Annotated in this window: 16 protein-coding genes; 9 read left to right on the plus strand and 7 right to left on the minus strand. The window is 70.3% G+C overall.

Features of this window, described 5'->3' with window-relative positions; all coding sequences use genetic code 11:
• The 4 genes from AB0I52_RS01130 to AB0I52_RS01145 form a co-directional block, all read right to left on the minus strand.
• Nucleotides 1-984 carry a DUF1648 domain-containing protein gene (locus AB0I52_RS01130; protein ID WP_363067688.1) on the minus strand — a complete coding sequence of 328 codons (984 nt, stop codon included), beginning with the start codon at nt 982-984 and terminating at the stop codon, nt 1-3.
• A gap of 187 nt (nt 985-1,171) precedes the next feature.
• Nucleotides 1,172-1,840: a DUF6304 family protein gene (locus AB0I52_RS01135; RefSeq protein WP_363067690.1), complete on the minus strand. Its 669-nt coding sequence runs from the start codon at nt 1,838-1,840 to the stop codon at nt 1,172-1,174.
• Nucleotides 1,841-2,072: 232 nt separating this feature from the next.
• Nucleotides 2,073-3,116 carry a family 2 encapsulin nanocompartment cargo protein polyprenyl transferase gene (locus tag AB0I52_RS01140; RefSeq protein ID WP_363067692.1) on the minus strand — a complete coding sequence of 348 codons (1,044 nt, stop codon included), beginning with the start codon at nt 3,114-3,116 and terminating at the stop codon, nt 2,073-2,075.
• Between the two features lie 192 nt (nt 3,117-3,308).
• Nucleotides 3,309-4,715, minus strand: a complete 1,407-nt coding sequence (locus AB0I52_RS01145) for a family 2B encapsulin nanocompartment shell protein (RefSeq protein ID WP_363067694.1) — start codon at nt 4,713-4,715, stop codon at nt 3,309-3,311.
• Between the two features lie 175 nt (nt 4,716-4,890).
• Between AB0I52_RS01145 and AB0I52_RS01150 the strand changes: the two genes are divergently transcribed.
• From AB0I52_RS01150 to AB0I52_RS01165, 4 genes are all read left to right on the plus strand, one after another.
• Nucleotides 4,891-5,340, plus strand: coding sequence for an Rrf2 family transcriptional regulator (locus AB0I52_RS01150; RefSeq protein WP_363067696.1), 450 nt, complete (start codon nt 4,891-4,893; stop codon nt 5,338-5,340).
• Nucleotides 5,341-5,461: 121 nt separating this feature from the next.
• A complete protein-coding gene (locus AB0I52_RS01155; protein WP_363067698.1) occupies nt 5,462-6,658 on the plus strand; it encodes a globin domain-containing protein in 1,197 nt (398 codons plus the stop codon).
• Between the two features lie 148 nt (nt 6,659-6,806).
• Nucleotides 6,807-7,397, plus strand: coding sequence for an N-acetylmuramoyl-L-alanine amidase (locus tag AB0I52_RS01160; protein WP_363067700.1), 591 nt, complete (start codon nt 6,807-6,809; stop codon nt 7,395-7,397).
• A 78-nt stretch (nt 7,398-7,475) separates the two neighbouring features.
• Complete coding sequence (locus AB0I52_RS01165; protein ID WP_363067702.1) at nt 7,476-8,423, plus strand: pyridoxal-phosphate dependent enzyme; 948 nt, start codon at nt 7,476-7,478, stop codon at nt 8,421-8,423.
• Here the strand turns inward: AB0I52_RS01165 and AB0I52_RS01170 are convergent.
• Entirely contained in the window at nt 8,402-10,000 is a 1,599-nt protein-coding gene (locus tag AB0I52_RS01170; protein WP_363067704.1) for a Na+/H+ antiporter, read from the minus strand. The genes AB0I52_RS01165 and AB0I52_RS01170 overlap by 22 nt on opposite strands.
• 35 nt (nt 10,001-10,035) lie before the next feature.
• On the opposite strand from AB0I52_RS01170, the gene AB0I52_RS01175 reads away from it, so the two are divergent.
• From AB0I52_RS01175 to AB0I52_RS01185, 3 genes are all read left to right on the plus strand, one after another.
• Nucleotides 10,036-10,296 carry a UBP-type zinc finger domain-containing protein gene (locus AB0I52_RS01175; RefSeq protein ID WP_363067706.1) on the plus strand — a complete coding sequence of 87 codons (261 nt, stop codon included), beginning with the start codon at nt 10,036-10,038 and terminating at the stop codon, nt 10,294-10,296.
• 232 nt (nt 10,297-10,528) lie between these two features.
• A complete protein-coding gene (locus tag AB0I52_RS01180) occupies nt 10,529-10,942 on the plus strand; it encodes an anti-sigma regulatory factor (protein WP_014048265.1) in 414 nt (137 codons plus the stop codon).
• 23 nt (nt 10,943-10,965) lie between these two features.
• A complete protein-coding gene (locus AB0I52_RS01185; protein ID WP_363067831.1) occupies nt 10,966-11,919 on the plus strand; it encodes an RNA polymerase sigma factor SigF in 954 nt (317 codons plus the stop codon).
• A gap of 86 nt (nt 11,920-12,005) precedes the next feature.
• On the opposite strand, the gene AB0I52_RS01190 is transcribed toward AB0I52_RS01185, so the two are convergent.
• The gene (locus tag AB0I52_RS01190; RefSeq protein ID WP_363067833.1) at nt 12,006-12,383 is read right to left on the minus strand and encodes a hypothetical protein; all 378 of its coding nucleotides are present in this window, start codon (nt 12,381-12,383) and stop codon (nt 12,006-12,008) included.
• Nucleotides 12,384-12,617: 234 nt separating this feature from the next.
• On the opposite strand from AB0I52_RS01190, the gene AB0I52_RS01195 reads away from it, so the two are divergent.
• Both AB0I52_RS01195 and AB0I52_RS01200 read left to right on the plus strand, forming a co-directional pair.
• Complete coding sequence (locus AB0I52_RS01195; RefSeq protein ID WP_363067708.1) at nt 12,618-13,586, plus strand: diacylglycerol kinase family protein; 969 nt, start codon at nt 12,618-12,620, stop codon at nt 13,584-13,586.
• 319 nt (nt 13,587-13,905) lie between these two features.
• Nucleotides 13,906-14,163: a WhiB family transcriptional regulator gene (locus tag AB0I52_RS01200; protein WP_003953983.1), complete on the plus strand. Its 258-nt coding sequence runs from the start codon at nt 13,906-13,908 to the stop codon at nt 14,161-14,163.
• Between the two features lie 158 nt (nt 14,164-14,321).
• Here AB0I52_RS01200 and AB0I52_RS01205 read toward each other — a convergent pair whose 3' ends face one another.
• Complete coding sequence (locus AB0I52_RS01205; protein ID WP_362957584.1) at nt 14,322-15,788, minus strand: histidine kinase N-terminal domain-containing protein; 1,467 nt, start codon at nt 15,786-15,788, stop codon at nt 14,322-14,324.
• Between the last annotated feature and the right edge of the window lie 249 nt (nt 15,789-16,037).

Raw genomic sequence — 16,037 nt, forward strand, 5'->3', positions numbered from 1 at the left:
TCATCCTTCCGTTCGACGCTGATCGATCAGCGTGTTGAGAAGCGCGGCAGCGGTCGCCGAGTCGTCGACGGTCACCGCGAAGTCCCGTCCGCCGGAGAGCCGTACCACGATTCCCTCACCGGAACGGATCATGACTCCGGTACGGCCGGGGGTGAGCCGGTAGCCCCAGCCCCCGTACTCGGCCAGGGCCTGGATGTCACGGCTGCTCGCCTCCTCGATCCTGTCGAGCGGGACTCGTATGCGCGGCCACGGCAGCAGCCCGGAGACCGTGATGCCGCGCCGGTCCACTGTGACGTACGGACGGGCGAAGCACACGAGGAGCACACCCACGAGGAGAGCCGGAAGCGCCGGCGCCCAGCCGGCGGTGAACAGCAGGGCGATCCCGCCTCCGAGCGCGACGAGCGCGACCGGAGGCAGCCACCAGGTCCCGGCGCTGCGCGCCCACCCCGCGACCTCCCCGTGCGCCAGCGCGATCCGTTCACCGCCACCGGCCGGCCCGTCACCGGCCGGCGCCTCCTCCACGGGGAGGAGGGCGGCGAGCAGCAGACCGAGCCCGAAGGCGACCGCGGCGACCCCCAGGGCCACGGCCATGTGCCACAGCGGGAACGAGACACCCTGCGCGCGGCCCTGCGCGTCCTCGGCGGCATCCACGTTGATGAGCATGACGACCGCCATCAGGTAGCCGAGGCCTCCGGCGAGGGCATAGCCACTGGCGACGAGCCTCTGGTACGCGCGTCCGGTGAACTTCCCCGCGACCGCCATCAGCGTCCACAGGGCGCCGATCCCGAGGAACAGGACGGCGACGATCGCGATGTACGAACCCTGGCTCGCATGGTCGTCCACTTGTCCGTCACCCACGAAGTGGCTGGCCAGCTGCGCGGGAAGCCGGTCGCGGCGGGTGGCGAAAAGGATGAGGTCGGCGGCGGGAGCGAGCACGAACGGCAGCGCGGCAAGGGCCACACGGCCGGCATTCCTACGATTCATCGAAACCTCCATTGTTTGCATGCTAGTAGAACAATGAAGGTGAGGCAATGCGGAGCCCGCCTGACGATGACGCGCTGTCAGGCGGGCTCGGTGGCGGGTCGGTGTGAGGGGCGGATCGGTGTGAGGGGCGGATCGGTGTGAGGGGCGGATCGGCGTAAGTGGCGGGCCGACAGGAGTGGTCAGGCGGTCAGGCCAGTTCGAGGGGGAATGCGCCGCGGTGGCCGGTGCCCGCGCCCGCCGCCGGCCTGGGCTCGAACTCCGGGCAGCTCCAGGTCTCCTGGACGAAGCCGCTGCGCCGGTCCCAGAGATCGAGGACGTCGCCCTGGCCGTCCGCGCCGCGGTAGGCCTCCTTGGCACCCCGGAAGCAGGCGAGACCGCCGGAGAGGCCGCGGCCGGGCGCCGGGAAGTAGTCCGAGAAGGCGCAGGCGATACACGTCTGGAGCCGGACCCCGGGCGGCAGAACCCGCTGGATGGTGGCGAGCGCGGAGCCGAAGTCGCTCTCGGCCCGATGGGACCGGAAGCCCGCACCGCCGAACTGCAGCTCCAGGTAGAGGTACGGGTCCGGCCTGCGCAGGGACAGCAGGCAGCTCAGCCTCGCCTGTTGGGCCACCCCGTCCGCGGTGACCGGGAACGGCAGGTCCCATTCCAGGACGCAATCGTTGAGCACGCCGTCCGCCAGGGTGAACGTCTCACCCTGGTCCGGCGTGCCCGCCGCGGGGCGCAGACCGTCGAAGCTTTCGCCCTCGAAGTCGACTCCCCGGGTACGGAGGCGGAGTTGCTGTCCGTCGGTGGTGAGGATGACGGCATCGGATCCCTGCCGGTCCCGGTACCACCCTGCCCACGACTCATCTGTCATGGGCACGGACTGTAGCCCGTGCCTCCGACACTCCCCCTGCCGCCCTCCACTTCCCCGCGCGGGCCCTGTGACCTCGGCCGATCATCGACCCGCCCGCCGGCCCCGCTCACCCGCCCACTCGACTCACCGCACCGCATCACGTCCTTTCGCTCCACCTCCTTTCGCTCCACGCCACTTCGCTCCGCACCCCCTTCGCGCCAAGTCCCTCCGCCGTGCCCCCTCGTTCAGTCGTTCAGTGCGTCCGGCGGGTGACGAACTCCGCCAGGGCCAGGAGATCGCCCGCCGCGGCCAGATCGGGCACGGCGCGGGACAGATGGTGCACGGCGCGGGCCATCCGGTCGGCTGCGCAGATCTGCGCCCAGTCGCGGCCTCCGGCCCGGTCGACGGCGTCGGACGCACGGCTCACCTCGCCGGCCGTGTTCATGGGACCGCGGTAGAGCGCGGCGAGCTCCTTGGCCGCCGGGGTGCCGGAGGTGAGTGCGGCGACCACGGGCAACGACTTCTTGTGGGCGGTGAGATCGGCCCCGACCGGCTTCCCGGTCTGGGCCGGGTCACCCCAGATACCGATGAGGTCGTCGATGAGCTGGAAGGCGAGCCCCGCCTCCCGGCCGAATCCGTCCATCGCCCCGACGCCACGCTCGTCCGCGCCCCCGTAGAGCGCGCCCAGCGCGCAGGCGCAGCCCAGCAGCGCGCCCGTCTTGGCCGTGGCCATGGCGAGGCACTCGTCCAACGAGACCTCGTCCGGGCCGCGTTCCTCGAAGGCGCAGTCGGCCTGCTGACCCGCGCACAGCTCGATGACACAGGTCGAGAGCCGGGCCGAGGCCCTCGACGACACCGCTCGCGCGTCCTCGGCGAGCAGCCGCTGCGCGAGGGCCAGCATGGCGTCACCCGCGATGACGGCGTCCGGGATCCCGAAGACCGTCCAGGCCGTGGCGCGGTGGCGACGGGTCCGGTCCTCGTCGATGACGTCGTCGTGCAGCAGGGTGAAGTTGTGGGCCAGCTCGACGGCGACGGCCGCCCGCACGGCGTCCCGGGGATCGCCTCCGAGCGCCCTGGTGGCGGCCAGCACGAGCGCGGGTCTGATCGCCTTGCCCGCACCGCCCGCGGCCGGGCTCCCGTCGGCGTGCTGCCAGCCGAAGTGGTACATGGCGACGCGCCGGATCGATCCGGGCAGCGAGGCGACCGCCGCCCGCAGGTGGGGGTCGACGAGGGATCGGGTGTGCTCCAGAAGAGCTGCGGCCTCGTTGCCCTCGGTCGCGGCAGCTGCATGGGTCATGGTCAATCGGTCACCCCGGTCGTTGCCGTCCCCGGCCCGGTCGCTGTCGCCCCGGGCCGGGGACGTGGGTGGTTGCTGTGGGTACTGCGGACCGCGGCCCGTGGGCCGTGGGCGGGCCCCGGTCCGGGCCCACGGGCCTGGGGCGTGCCTCTCCGAATCCCGCCTGGTCCCGTGGCGCCTGGACCGCCCGGCCTAACGCCAGCGGCTGACCTCGACGTTCTCCAGGACGCCGAGGGCGTCCGGTACCAGTACAGCCGCCGAGTAGTAGGCCGTCACGAGGTAGGAGATGATCGCCTGCTCGTCGATCCCCATGAAGCGGACCGAGAGGCTGGGCTCGATCTCGTCGGGGATGCCCGTCTGCTGGAGTCCGATGACGCCCTGTTCGGCCTCGCCGGTCCTCATGCAGATGATCGATGTGGTGCGGGCGTCGGTGACCGGGATCTTGTTGCACGGGAAGATCGGCACCCCGCGCCAGGACGCCATGCGGTGCCCGCCGACATCCACGCTCTCCGGGACCAGACCGCGCTTGCTGCACTCCCGGCCGAAGGCGGCGATGGCCCGAGGGTGGGCCAGGAAGAGCTTCGATCCGCGGCGGCGCGAGAGCAGCTCGTCCATGTCGTCGGGGCCGGGCACCCCGTCGTGGGGCTGGATCCGCTGGCCGTAGTCGCAGTTGTTGAGCAGGCCGAACTCGCGGTTGTTGATCAGCTCGTGCTCCTGGCGCTCGCGCAGCGCCTCGACCGTGAGCCGCAACTGCTGCTCGGTCTGGTTCATCGGCTGGTTGTAGAGGTCGGCGACGCGGCTGTGGACCTTCAGCACGGTCTGCGCGACGCTCAGTTCGTACTCGCGCGGCGCGGAGTCGTAGTCGACGTACGTGTGCGGGACGACGGCCTCGCCGACATGCCCCGCGGACAGGTCGATCTCCGCCTCGCCGTACTTGTTCGTGCGCTGCTGCGGGATGGCCAGCAGCCCCGCGAGATGCTCGCGCAGCGATTCGGACCGCTCGGCGAGGTTGAGCACATCCGCCCGCTGCAGCGTGAGGACGGTGCAGTCGGTGACGGCGCGGGCCGTGTACTCCCAGAGGGCGCCGCCCTCGATGAGCGAGTGGTCGCCGAAGTAGGCGCCGTCGGCGTGCACTCCGAGCACCGTCTCGTCCCCGTAGGGACCGGTGCCGATCTTCTCGACCCTTCCGTGCGCCAGCAGGAAGACCCGGTCCGCCGCGTCACCGGCCGTGGCCAGGAGCTGTCCGGCGGGGATGTCACGCTGCTCACACCTCCGGGCCAGCTCGGCGAGCGCCTCCTCGTCCCCGAAGTCCCTCAGCGCCGGGAGTTCGCCGAGCTCGGCGGGGATGACCGCCACCCGGTCCCCGGTCTGTACGAAGGTCACCCGGCCGTCGCCGACCGAGTAGCTCAGCCTGCGGTTCACCCGGTATGTGCCGCCCTGCACCTGGACCCAAGGGAGCATCTTCAGCAGCCACCGTGAGGTGATCTCCTGCATCTGCGGAGCGGACTTGGTGGTCGTCGCGAGGTTCCGCGCGGCTGCCGTGCCAAGACTCTGCTGCGGCGGCACCTGCGCGTTCTGAACCTCTTCACCAACGGACATCTGACGTCCTCTCGATCAACGGCGGACCTGCGGAAGAAGCCTTTCAGCACATGACTCGGCGCGCCATTACACAAAAGAGTGTGACTAGTCGGGCTTTGGGTTGGGCACAACGCTGCGCTATGTCCACGGAACGGTTAACTTGCATCTTGAATACCAATTATCTACGGTGAGGTTCATGCGGCTGACGAGATTCACCGACGTGGCGCTGCGCGTACTGATGCGCCTCGCCGTCGCGGAGAACGAGGATCCGCCGACCACCCGCGCGGTGGCGGCGACCATGGAAGTGCCCTACTCCCACGTCGCGAAGGTCGTCGCCCGGCTCCAGCACCTCGGCCTGGTCGAGGCGCGGCGGGGCCGAGGCGGCGGGCTCACCCTCGCCGCGGGCGCCCGGTCCGCCTCGGTCGGCCGGCTCGTCCGCGAGCTGGAGGGCGCCGGCGACGTCGTCGAGTGCGAGGGCACCACCCCGTGCCCGCTGCGGTCGGCGTGCCGGCTGCGCGGCGCCCTGCGCGAGGCGACAGAGGCCTTCTACGCCACGCTCGACCCACTCACCGTCAACGACCTCGTCGCCTCTCCCACGGGACCGCTCCTGATCAGCATCAGCAGCGGACGGCCGCCCGGCAGCTGAAGCGCACTCACACCAGCACCACAGGGGCCCGGCCCGGTTTCCGCGCCGGCCCTTCACGCCGGTCGCCCGCCCCGGCCGTAAATACGCATCTCAAATACCAATTCAAACCTGAGGAGTCACGATGCTCTCCGAGCCGTCGACCGCCACTGTCCGCGCCACCCTCCCCGCCGTCGGCGCGGCCATCGGGGACATCGCGGATCTCTTCTACCGCAAGCTGTTCGACGCCCACCCGGAGCTGTTGCGCGACCTCTTCAACCGCGGCAACCAGGCCTCCGGCGCCCAGCGCCAGGCACTCGCCGGCTCCATAGCCGCGTTCGCGACCCAGCTGGTCGAGCACCCGGACACCCGCCCCGACGTCATGCTCGGCCGCATCGCGCACAAGCACGCCTCGCTCGGCATCACCGCCGCCCAGTACGACGTCGTGCACACCCACCTGTTCGCCGCCATCGCCGAGGTGCTCGGCGACGCCGTGACCCCGGAGGTCGCCGCCGCCTGGGACGAGGTCTACTGGCTGATGGCCAACGCCCTCATAGCCATCGAGGAGCGGCTGTACGCGCAGCAGGGCGTGCTCGCCGGTGACGTCTGGCGCGACTGGGAGGTGGTTTCCCGTACCGAGGAGACCGTGGACGTCGCCACCTTCCGGCTCCGCCCCGCCGACGGTTCGCCCACCCCCGGCTTCCACCCCGGCCAGTACGTCTCGGTTCAGTGCGAACTCCCGGACGGGGCACACCAGATACGCCAGTACAGCCTCTCCTCGGCCCCCGGCTCCCCGCTCCGCTCCATCACCGTCAAGCGGGTGCACGGCGGCGGCGCCCCCGACGGCGAGGTCTCGCGGCAACTGCACGACCGGGTCCGGGCGGGCGACCGGCTCCGGGTGTCGGCCCCGTACGGCGACCTCGTACTGAAGTCCGCCGACGCCCCGCTCCTGCTCGCCTCCGCGGGCATCGGATGCACGCCGATACTCTCGATGCTCGAGCACCTCGCGGACGACGGCCACCGCACCCCGGTCACCGTCGTGCACGGCGACCGCTCCCCCGACGACCACGCCATGCGCACCGACCACGCGGCCCTCACCGGCAAACTCCCCGACGCCGCGGCGCACTTCTGGTACGAGATCCCCGAGCCGGGACACCCCGCGAACCGCACGGGCCTGGTCGACCTGACGGGTCTGATCATCCCGTCCGGCACCCACGCCTACCTCTGCGGCCCGCTGCCCTTCATGCGGTCCGTACGCACCCAGCTGCTCGCCAAGGGCGTCGCCGCGACCGACATCCACTACGAGGTGTTCGGCCCCGACCTGTGGCTCGCCAAGGGCTGAATCGGGCCCGGTGCTCGCGGAATTGGCCGGATCGGCTCGTACACCGCCCGAACAGATCCCCACGAACAGCCCATAACTGGCTCGCGGCCCTGTTTGCCGGGTACAAGCGCTGTACGGACATACTCCCCACGCGCAAAAGGAGTCGGCCATGTCCTCACCCATGTCCGCGAGCACCTTCCTCGCCGCCCTGAAGAACGAGGGCCTCACCGTCGTCCAGCTGGACGACTGGCGTACCCACAACCGCAACCACAAGGGCTCCTGGGGCCCGGTCAACGGCGTGATGATCCACCACACCGTCACCAAGGGCACCGACGCCACCGTCCGGCTCTGCCGTGACGGCCACAGCGACCTCCCGGGGCCGCTGTGCCACGGCGTCATCGCCAAGGACGGCCGCGTCCACCTGGTCGGCTACGGCCGGGCCAATCACGCCGGTCTCGGCGACGACGACGTCCTGCGCGCCGTCATCGCGGAGAAGGGCCTGCCGGCGGTCAACGAGGCCAACACCGACGGAAACCGGCACTTCTACGGCTTCGAGTGCGAGAACCTCGGCGACGGCAAGGACCCGTGGCCCGACGTCCAGCTCGAAGCCATCGAGAAGGCCGCGGCCGCGGTCTGCCGCCATCACGGCTGGACCTCCAAGTCGGTCATCGGACACCTGGAGTGGCAACCGGGCAAGGTGGACCCGCGCGGCTTCACGATGGCCTCCATGCGGGCGCGGATCCACGACCGCATGAAGTAGCCGCCAGGGGCGCGTCCTCGAATGCCCCGCCCGGGGCACGTGCACGAAGCCCGCCCGGGGCACACCCACAATGGAGGCATGCCTGCCACACCGTCCGGTCCGTCCGGCCTCTCCCGGCTGCGGCCGGTGCTTCCGTCGCCCCTGCAGCCGGCCGAGGACGACCGCTTCGGCCGGCACGGCGTACGGCTGCTGCTCAAGCGCGACGACCTGATCCACCCGGATCTGGCGGGCAACAAATGGCGCAAGCTCGCCCCCAACCTGACGGCCGCCGCCGGACGTCCCGTGCTGACGTTCGGCGGCGCGTACTCCAACCACCTGCGGGCCACGGCCGCCGCGGGCCGGCTGCTGGGATTCCGTACCATCGGCGTCGTCCGCGGCGACGAACTGGCCCACCGCCCGCTCAACCCCTCCCTCGCGCAGTGCGCCGCGGACGGGATGCGGCTGCATTTCGTGGACCGCCGGACCTACCGCGCCAAGGCCGATCCACAGGTCCTGGCCGGGCTGCTGAGCGCCCACGGGGAGTGTGAGGTCATCCCGGAGGGCGGCAGCAACGCCCTGGCCGCACAGGGCTGCACAGAGCTCGGGCACGAGCTGCGCGGCCTGGCCGATGTGGCCGCGGTGGCCTGCGGCACCGGCGGCACCCTCGCGGGCCTCGCCGCCGGTCTCGCACCGGGGCAGCGCGCTCTCGGCGTCCCGGTCCTGCGCGGCGGCTTCCTGGCCGACGCGGTACGGGACCTCCAGCGGGAGGCGTTCGGCGGTCCGGCCGGCTCCTGGTCCCTGGACGAACGCTTCCACTTCGGCGGCTACGCCCGCACCACTCCCGCCCTGCACGCCTTCGCCGACGACTTCGAGGACCGGCACGGGCTGCCCGTCGAGCGGCTCTATGTGGCCAAACTCCTGTACGCGCTCACGGTGCTGGCCGAGGAGGGGGCGTTCCCCGCCGGCACCGCGGTCGCCGCCGTGGTCACCGGCCGTCCGGACCCCGCCGAGCCGCCGGGCGCCACTCAGTCCGACTCCTCCCGGTAGGCCGCCGCCTCCTCCAGGTCGAGGCGCCTGAGCAGGGTCCGCATCATCTCGTCGTCGATGGCCCGCTCGTCGCGCAGCCGCACGAACACCTCGCGCTCGGCCTCGATCATCTCGCCGGCCAGCCGCCGGTAGGTGTCGTCCGCCGACTCCCCCGTCACCGGGTTCGACGCCCCGAGGCGTTCCCACACGGCGTTGCGGCGCCGCTCCAGAACGGTGCGCAGCCGGTCGGTGAGCGGCTGGGGCAGCCGGTTGCGCTCGTCGGCGAGCAGCTCCTCCAGCCGTGCCTCGGCGGCCGTGGAGGCCTCGCTCTGCGCCTGCGCCTCCGCGAGGGTCTCGGCCTGCCGGTCGCGCCCCGGGAGCCTCAGGACGCGCACCAGGAGCGGCAGCGTGAGCCCCTGGATGACCAGGGTGCCGATGACCGTGGTGAACGTCAGGAAGAGCACCAGGTTGCGGGCCGGGAAGTCCGCGCCGCCGGCCGTGGCCATCGGGATGGAGAACGCGATGGCGAGCGAGACGACACCGCGCATGCCGGCCCAGCCGACGATCAGCGGGGCGGTCCAGTCGGTCTCGGGTTCCCGGGCCCTGATCCGTTTCGACAGCCACCGGGGCAGATAGGTCGCCGGATAGACCCAGATGAACCGGACCACGACGACCGCCAGGAACACCGCCACCGCGTACCAGAGGGCGTCCGCGACGGCGTACGCACCGAGCCCCTTCAGTACGAAGGGCAGCTGGAGGCCGATCAGCGCGAAGACGGCGGACTCCAGGACGAAGGCGACCATCTTCCAGACGGCCGCCTCCTGGAGCCTGGTCGCGAAGTCGACCTGCCAGGACCGGTGGCCCAGGTAGAGCGCGACGACGACCACCGCGAGCACTCCCGAGGCGTGCACCCGTTCGGCCGCCGCGTACGCCACGAAGGGGATCAGGAGCGACAGGGTGTTCTGGAGCAGCGCCTCCTTCAGGTGCGTGCGGAGCCAGTGCAGCGGCACCATGAGCACCAGGCCGACCGCGACCCCGCCGACCGACGCGAGAAAGAACTCGCCGATCCCGGCGCCCCAGCTCATTCCCTCGCCCACGGCCGCGGCGAGCGCGACCTTGTACGCGGTGATCGCGGTGGCGTCGTTCACCAGCGACTCGCCCTGGAGGATCGTCGTGACCCGGGCGGGCAGGCCGACCCGGCGGGCGATGGCCGCGGCCGTGACCGCGTCCGGCGGGGCGATCACGGCGCCCAGCACCAGCGCGGCGGTGAGCGGCAGATCGGGCACCAGCCGGTACGCCAGCCAGCCGACCGCGACGGTCGCGAACAGCACGTAGCCGACCGAGAGCAGCGCGACGGGGCGGAGATTGGCCCGCAGGTCGAGGTACGAGCTGTCGACGGCGGCCGTGTAGAGCAGCGGTGGCAGCAGGAGCGGCAGCACGATGTGCGCGTTCAGGGTGTACGTCGGCACCCCCGGCACGTACGAGCCGATCAGCCCCATGGCCACCAGCAGCAGCGGGGCGGGCACGGGTGTGCGGCGGGCCAGTCCCGCCACCGCCGCACTGGCCGCGACCAGTGCCACCAGTGGCAATGCGTCCATCTCACGGTCCTCGCATCCGTCGTAACCTGGCAATCATGAGTGAGTGCCCGCACGTATCACATCTGCCGCGCCCCGAGCCCGCACCCCTCAGCGACGCCTGTCTCGAATGCCGGGCTGCGGGCACCCATCCCGTGCAGCTGCGGCTCTGCCTGGTCTGCGGCCATGTCGGCTGCTGCGATTCATCGCCACTGCAGCACGCCACGACGCACTTCAGGGAGACCGGTCATCCGGTGATGCGGAGCTTCGAACCGGGCGAAAGCTGGCGCTGGTGCTTCGAGGACGGTTCGATCGTCTGACGTCTGGGTACGTCAAACCGGCGCCTGTTGTTCGTAATTGACCGCCGCAGACCTCTACCCACCGTGTGTACTCATATGCTTACCATGAGTGACAGTCATGGGACGGGGTCTTGGCGACACGGCATCATGGATCGCGATAGCGTCGCCGGACCAAGAACCGAAGACGTACCGCATGGCTCCGGGGCACTCTTCCCGGATCCTCGAATGAGTTTGTGCCACCTTGGAGGTGAGGGTGTCCCAGATCGCAGGCGAGCCCGGGAATCAGGACTTCGTAGAGGTCCGACTGCCCGCTGCGGGTGCCTACCTGTCGGTGCTGCGTACGGCCACGGCCGGCCTCGCAGCGCGTTTGGACTTCACTCTCGACGAGATCGAGGATCTTCGCATCGCGGTCGACGAGGCCTGCGCGATCCTGCTTCAGCAGGCCGTGCCCGGCTCCGTCCTCAGCTGCGTGTTCCGTCTCATCGACGACTCTCTCGAGGTGACGGTTTCGGCACCCACGACGGACGGACGGGCCCCGGAGCGCGACACCTTCGCCTGGACGGTGCTCTCCGCACTGGCGGGGAAGGTCGACTCCACGGTCGCCGACGACCGGACGGTCAGCATCAGCCTGTACAAACAGCGCGGCGCGGGACCCGGGCCGGCGTGAGCAACGGGAACGGGGACGGTCCTGTGCGGGACGAGACGATCCGACCAGGGGTGGTGCACGCGGCAGGCATCCCGGAGCAGCAGGCCCTGACGCATCCGGTGGACGAGGCGGACCTGCCTCGTGCGGTGGACGGGGAGGACGGGCCCGCTGGCCGTACGGTCGTGGTGGAGCAGTCGCAGGCGGAGCGGGCAGGCCAGATGAGCGAGCACGGGCACCACGATCCACACGACCGCAGCGGGGCGCGGGCGCTCTTCATCGAGCTGGGCAAGCTCCCCGAGGGCTCGGCCGAGAAGGCCGAACTGCGCAATCGGCTGGTGCGGATGCATCTGCCGCTCGTGGAGCACCTGGCCCGGCGCTTCCGCAACCGGGGCGAGCCGCTGGACGATCTGACCCAGGTCGCCACGATCGGCCTGATCAAGTCGGTGGACCGGTTCGATCCGGAGCGGGGCGTCGAGTTCTCGACGTACGCCACGCCCACGGTCGTCGGCGAGATCAAGCGTCATTTCCGTGACAAGGGCTGGGCGGTGCGGGTGCCGCGCCGCCTCCAGGAGCTGCGGCTCTCGCTGACCACGGCGACCGCCGAGCTCTCCCAGCAGCACGGCCGCTCCCCCACGGTGCACGAGCTGGCGGAGCGGCTGGGCATCTCCGAGGAAGAGGTCCTGGAGGGCCTGGAATCGGCCAATGCCTACAGCACGCTCTCGCTGGACGTGCCGGACACGGACGACGAGTCCCCCGCGGTCGCGGACACGCTCGGCTCCGAGGACGAGGCGCTGGAGGGGGTGGAGTACCGGGAGTCGCTCAAGCCGCTGCTGGAGGACCTGCCGCCGCGGGAGAAGCGGATTCTGCTGCTCCGGTTCTTCGGCAACATGACCCAGTCGCAGATCGCGCAGGAGGTCGGTATCTCGCAGATGCACGTCTCACGACTGCTGGCGCGGACCCTGGCCCAGCTGCGCGAGCGGCTGTTCGTCGAGGAGTAACCGGGCGGTGCGCGGCCCCGGGGGACCGGCGGCCGCGACGCACCCCGGAGCGGCGGGCGCGCCTGCCCGCGTTCCGCGCGTACGCGTCAGGCGTCGGTGTCCGTGCCGGGCCGGCGGATACCCAGGGCCTCGATCGTCGCCGGCCTGGCCAGCTGGAACAGCGCGGTCAGCGACACCGCCGCGAGGACGATCCCGGCCGGGATCAGCACGCCTTGGGACCGCAACAGCGTCCACGCCACCGGCAGCGCGATGATCTGGGTGATGAGGGCCGGGCCGCGGCTCCAGCTGCGTCGCAGCAGCAGCCCGCGGGCGGCGAAGAGCGGGATCAGCCCGAGCGCGATCAGCGTCAGGCCGCCCATTTCGGCCTGCTGCGGGCTGTCGGGGCGGCCGAGCAGCCCCATGACCAGCATGTAGATCCCGCCGATGACGAGGGCCGCGCCTTCGAGGGCGTTGAGTCCGGCCACGACCGTGATCCTGGCCGGCTTCGGCCGCTGGGCCAGAGGCGTCGACGAGGGCGCGTTCTCCTGAGTACTCACCCATGCAGGTTGGCACCCCGGACCCGCGAAAGTGAAGCCGGGGTAGGAACACCACCGGAACGGGCACCCCCGGTCGCCCCACCGCGCCCGGACCGTCACCGTGCGTGAGGGCCACCGGGCAGGACTTCAGACCCATACCTCGCGGTAGGTAGTCTGACAGTCATGCGCGCACTCCTTGTGGTCAATCCAGCTGCCACCACCACCAGTGCGCGGACCCGTGACGTGCTCATTCACGCGCTGGCCAGCGAGATGAAGCTGGAGGCCGTGACCACCGAGTACCGCGGGCACGCCCGCGATCTGGGACGCCAGGCAGCCGACAGCGACGACATCGATCTCGTGGTGGCGCTCGGCGGCGACGGCACGGTCAACGAGGTCGTGAACGGCCTGCTGCACAACGGCCCCGACATAGACAACCGTCCCAAGCTCGCCGTGGTTCCCGGTGGCTCCACCAATGTCTTCGCACGCGCACTCGGTCTGCCCAACGACGCGGTGGAGGCGACCGGCGCCATTCTGGACGCACTGGCCAACCGCACGGAGCGCACCGTCGGCCTCGGCCTGGCGGCCGGCACCCCCGGCACGGAGGACGAATCGGTCCCGGAGCGCTGGTTCACGTTCTGCGCGGGCCTCGGATTCGACGCCGGCGTCATCGGCCGGGTCGAACAGCGGCGCGAACAGGGAAAGCGGTCGACCCACGCGCTGTACGTCCGCCAGGTGCTCCGTCAATTCCTTGAGGAACCGCACCGGCGGCAGGGAATGATCACGCTCGACGTGCCCGGACAGGAGCCGGTCACCGATCTCGCGCTCTCCATAATCTGCAATACGGCACCCTGGACCTATCTGGGGAACCGCCCGATATACGCCTCCCCGAAGGCCTCGTTCGACACCGCCCTGGACATCCTCGGCCTGCAGCGACTGTCGACGGCGGCGGTCACCCGCTACGCCACCCAGCTGCTCACTTCGAGCCCCGAGAAGGGGCCGCACGGCAAGCACGCGGTTTCACTGCATGACCTCACGGACTTCACCTTGCATTCAAAGGCTCCACTGCCCTTCCAGATGGACGGTGACCACCTGGGGGTGCGTACAAGTGTGACGTTCACAGGCGTACGCCGTGCACTGCGTGTGATTGTGTGAGCGGAAGGGACCAAAGTCCTTTAACTCGAACGTTTGGACTGGCTTCCACCCTCTAGAAGTACGGCTGTGACCTAGTCGACACCGAGGAATCAAAAAAAACTTTCCTGAAGGGGTTGTATCCGCCGCCGAGGTTTGCGAATCTCTACATGGCGATCGGGACGGCCCGCAACAACGGCCTCCACTGAGAGCCAGAACCCCTCCTCACTTCACAGGACCACATCCAGTTCGTCTGGGCGTCGGCCCGACACCTGCGGGGGGATTCGTGAAAGCGTTCACATTCACAAGCCACAGTACGTAATACCAAGGAGAGGTAGCAGCCATGGACTGGCGTCACAACGCCGTTTGTCGTGAGGAAGACCCGGAGCTGTTCTTCCCCATCGGCAACACCGGTCCTGCGCTGCTGCAGATCGAGGAAGCCAAGGCCGTCTGTCGTCGCTGCCCCGTCATGGAGCAGTGCCTGCAGTGGGCGCTCGAGTCCGGCCAGGACTCCGGCGTCTGGGGTGGCCTCAGCGAGGACGAGCGCCGCGCAATGAAGCGCCGCGCCGCTCGCAACCGGGCGCGTAACGCCAGCGCCTGACCGACGCCACCGCTACGAACCTCAGCCAGGCGGCGCGTACGGAGTGTACGCATCACCCCGCCCCCCGAGTCGCAGCGCGCAGTACCCCCGAAGCGCATGCTTGACCAGGAAGCCCGGACCGTGACCTACGGTCCGGGCTTCCTGCTGTGCCGCGCGTACTACTTGTCGGCGCGGACCGGGATGTCGAGGATGACCTGGGTGCCGCGCTCGGGCGCCGGCACCATGCCGAACGTCCCGCTCAACTCACCCTCCACCAACGTCCGCACGATCTGGAGCCCCAGATTGCCGGTGCGCTGCGGGTCGAACCCCTCGGGCAGACCGCACCCGTCGTCCTTGACGGTGATCAGCAGCCGGCCCTCCGTGGGCGAACCGCCCCGCACCGCGGAGACCTCGACCGTGCCGGACTCGGCGACTCCGAACGCGTGCTCAAGCGCGTTCTGCAGCACTTCGGTGAGGACCATCGCGAGCGGGGTGGCCACTTCGGCGTCGAGGATGCCGAAGCGTCCCGTACGGCGGCAGGTCACCTTGCCCGGGGAGATCTCGGCGACCATGGCGATGACCCGGTCGGCGATCTCATCGAACTCCACCCGCTCGTCCAGATTCTGGGACAGCGTCTCATGGACGATGGCGATCGAACCGACGCGCCGCACCGCCTCGTTGAGCGCCTCGCGGCCCTGCTCGGAGTCCATCCGGCGGGCCTGCAGCCGCAACAGGGCGGCCACCGTCTGGAGGTTGTTCTTCACCCGGTGGTGGATCTCCCGGATGGTGGCGTCCTTGGTGATCAACTCGCGCTCGCGGCGGCGCAGTTCCGTGACGTCACGGAGCAGGACCAGGGAACCGATCCGGACCCCCTTGGGCTTGAGCGGGATGGCCCGGAGCTGGATCACACCGCCCGTGCACTCGACCTCGAACTCACGGGGCGCGTAGCCGCTGGCGAGTTTGACCAGTGCCTCGTCCACCGGCCCCCGGGAGGGGGCGAGTTCGGCGGTGATCCCGCCGAGGTGCTGTCCGACCAGGTCGGAGGCGAGCCCGAGACGGTGGTACGCGGACAGGCCGTTGGGGCTGGCGTACTGGACGACGCCGTCGGCGTCGAGCCGGACCAGCCCGTCACCGACCCGCGGCGAGGCGTCCATGTCGACCTGCTGGCCGGGGAACGGAAACGATCCGGCGGCGATCATCTGGGCCAGGTCGGAGGCGGACTGGAGGTAGGTGAGTTCCAGCCGGGACGGGGTGCGGACGGTGAGGAGGTTGGTGTTGCGGGCGATGACGCCCAGCACGCGGCCCTCCCGGCGTACGGGGATCGACTCGACCCGTACGGGGACCTCCTCGCGCCACTCCGGGTCGCCCTCGCGCACGATCCGGCCCTCGTCCAGCGCCGCGTCCAGCAGCGGACGGCGGCCGCGCGGCACCAGATGGCCGACCATGTCGTCCTGGTAGGAGGTGGGGCCGGTGTTGGGCCGCATCTGGGCGACGGACACATAGCGGGTGCCGTCGCGGGTGGGGACCCAGAGGACCAGGTCGGCGAAGGAGAGGTCGGAGAGCAGTTGCCACTCCGAGACCAGCAGATGGAGCCACTCGAGGTCGGTGTCACTGAGGGCTGTGTGCTGGCGGACGAGGTCGTTCATGGAGGGCACGCGTGCGAGCGTACCTGTGGATGCGCACAGGTACCGAACCGGACGCCGCGGCCGCACGTGTGGGAAGAAGGGCCGGAAATTACCGTGCCCCATGGATGGACAGCGACGAATGGTCTAGTCCACAATGCAGAAGACAGAGCCTCCGCTCTCCCCGCACAGGAGAGTGGAACGAGGTACCCGCGCTCTCTGCCCTGACTGCGCCGGTACCTCTCCCAGGCCGGGGGCACCGCACACCGCCGG

This window comes from Streptomyces sp. NPDC050423, from assembly GCF_040655445.1.
Taxonomy (GTDB): domain Bacteria; phylum Actinomycetota; class Actinomycetes; order Streptomycetales; family Streptomycetaceae; genus Streptomyces.

What these genes read in the sequence shown, in the direction of transcription:
- AB0I52_RS01205 (WP_362957584.1), bottom strand. Translation starts at nt 15,788, where the DNA reads ATGAACGACCTCGTCCGCCAGCACACAGCCCTCAGTGACACCGACCTC.
- AB0I52_RS01160 (WP_363067700.1), top strand. Translation starts at nt 6,807, where the DNA reads ATGTCCTCACCCATGTCCGCGAGCACCTTCCTCGCCGCCCTGAAGAAC.
- AB0I52_RS01150 (WP_363067696.1), top strand. Translation starts at nt 4,891, where the DNA reads ATGCGGCTGACGAGATTCACCGACGTGGCGCTGCGCGTACTGATGCGC.
- AB0I52_RS01135 (WP_363067690.1), bottom strand. Translation starts at nt 1,840, where the DNA reads ATGACAGATGAGTCGTGGGCAGGGTGGTACCGGGACCGGCAGGGATCC.
- AB0I52_RS01155 (WP_363067698.1), top strand. Translation starts at nt 5,462, where the DNA reads ATGCTCTCCGAGCCGTCGACCGCCACTGTCCGCGCCACCCTCCCCGCC.
- AB0I52_RS01195 (WP_363067708.1), top strand. Translation starts at nt 12,618, where the DNA reads ATGCGCGCACTCCTTGTGGTCAATCCAGCTGCCACCACCACCAGTGCG.
- AB0I52_RS01145 (WP_363067694.1), bottom strand. Translation starts at nt 4,715, where the DNA reads ATGTCCGTTGGTGAAGAGGTTCAGAACGCGCAGGTGCCGCCGCAGCAG.
- AB0I52_RS01140 (WP_363067692.1), bottom strand. Translation starts at nt 3,116, where the DNA reads ATGACCCATGCAGCTGCCGCGACCGAGGGCAACGAGGCCGCAGCTCTT.
- AB0I52_RS01165 (WP_363067702.1), top strand. Translation starts at nt 7,476, where the DNA reads ATGCCTGCCACACCGTCCGGTCCGTCCGGCCTCTCCCGGCTGCGGCCG.
- AB0I52_RS01200 (WP_003953983.1), top strand. Translation starts at nt 13,906, where the DNA reads ATGGACTGGCGTCACAACGCCGTTTGTCGTGAGGAAGACCCGGAGCTG.
- AB0I52_RS01170 (WP_363067704.1), bottom strand. Translation starts at nt 10,000, where the DNA reads ATGGACGCATTGCCACTGGTGGCACTGGTCGCGGCCAGTGCGGCGGTG.
- AB0I52_RS01130 (WP_363067688.1), bottom strand. Translation starts at nt 984, where the DNA reads ATGAATCGTAGGAATGCCGGCCGTGTGGCCCTTGCCGCGCTGCCGTTC.
- AB0I52_RS01175 (WP_363067706.1), top strand. Translation starts at nt 10,036, where the DNA reads ATGAGTGAGTGCCCGCACGTATCACATCTGCCGCGCCCCGAGCCCGCA.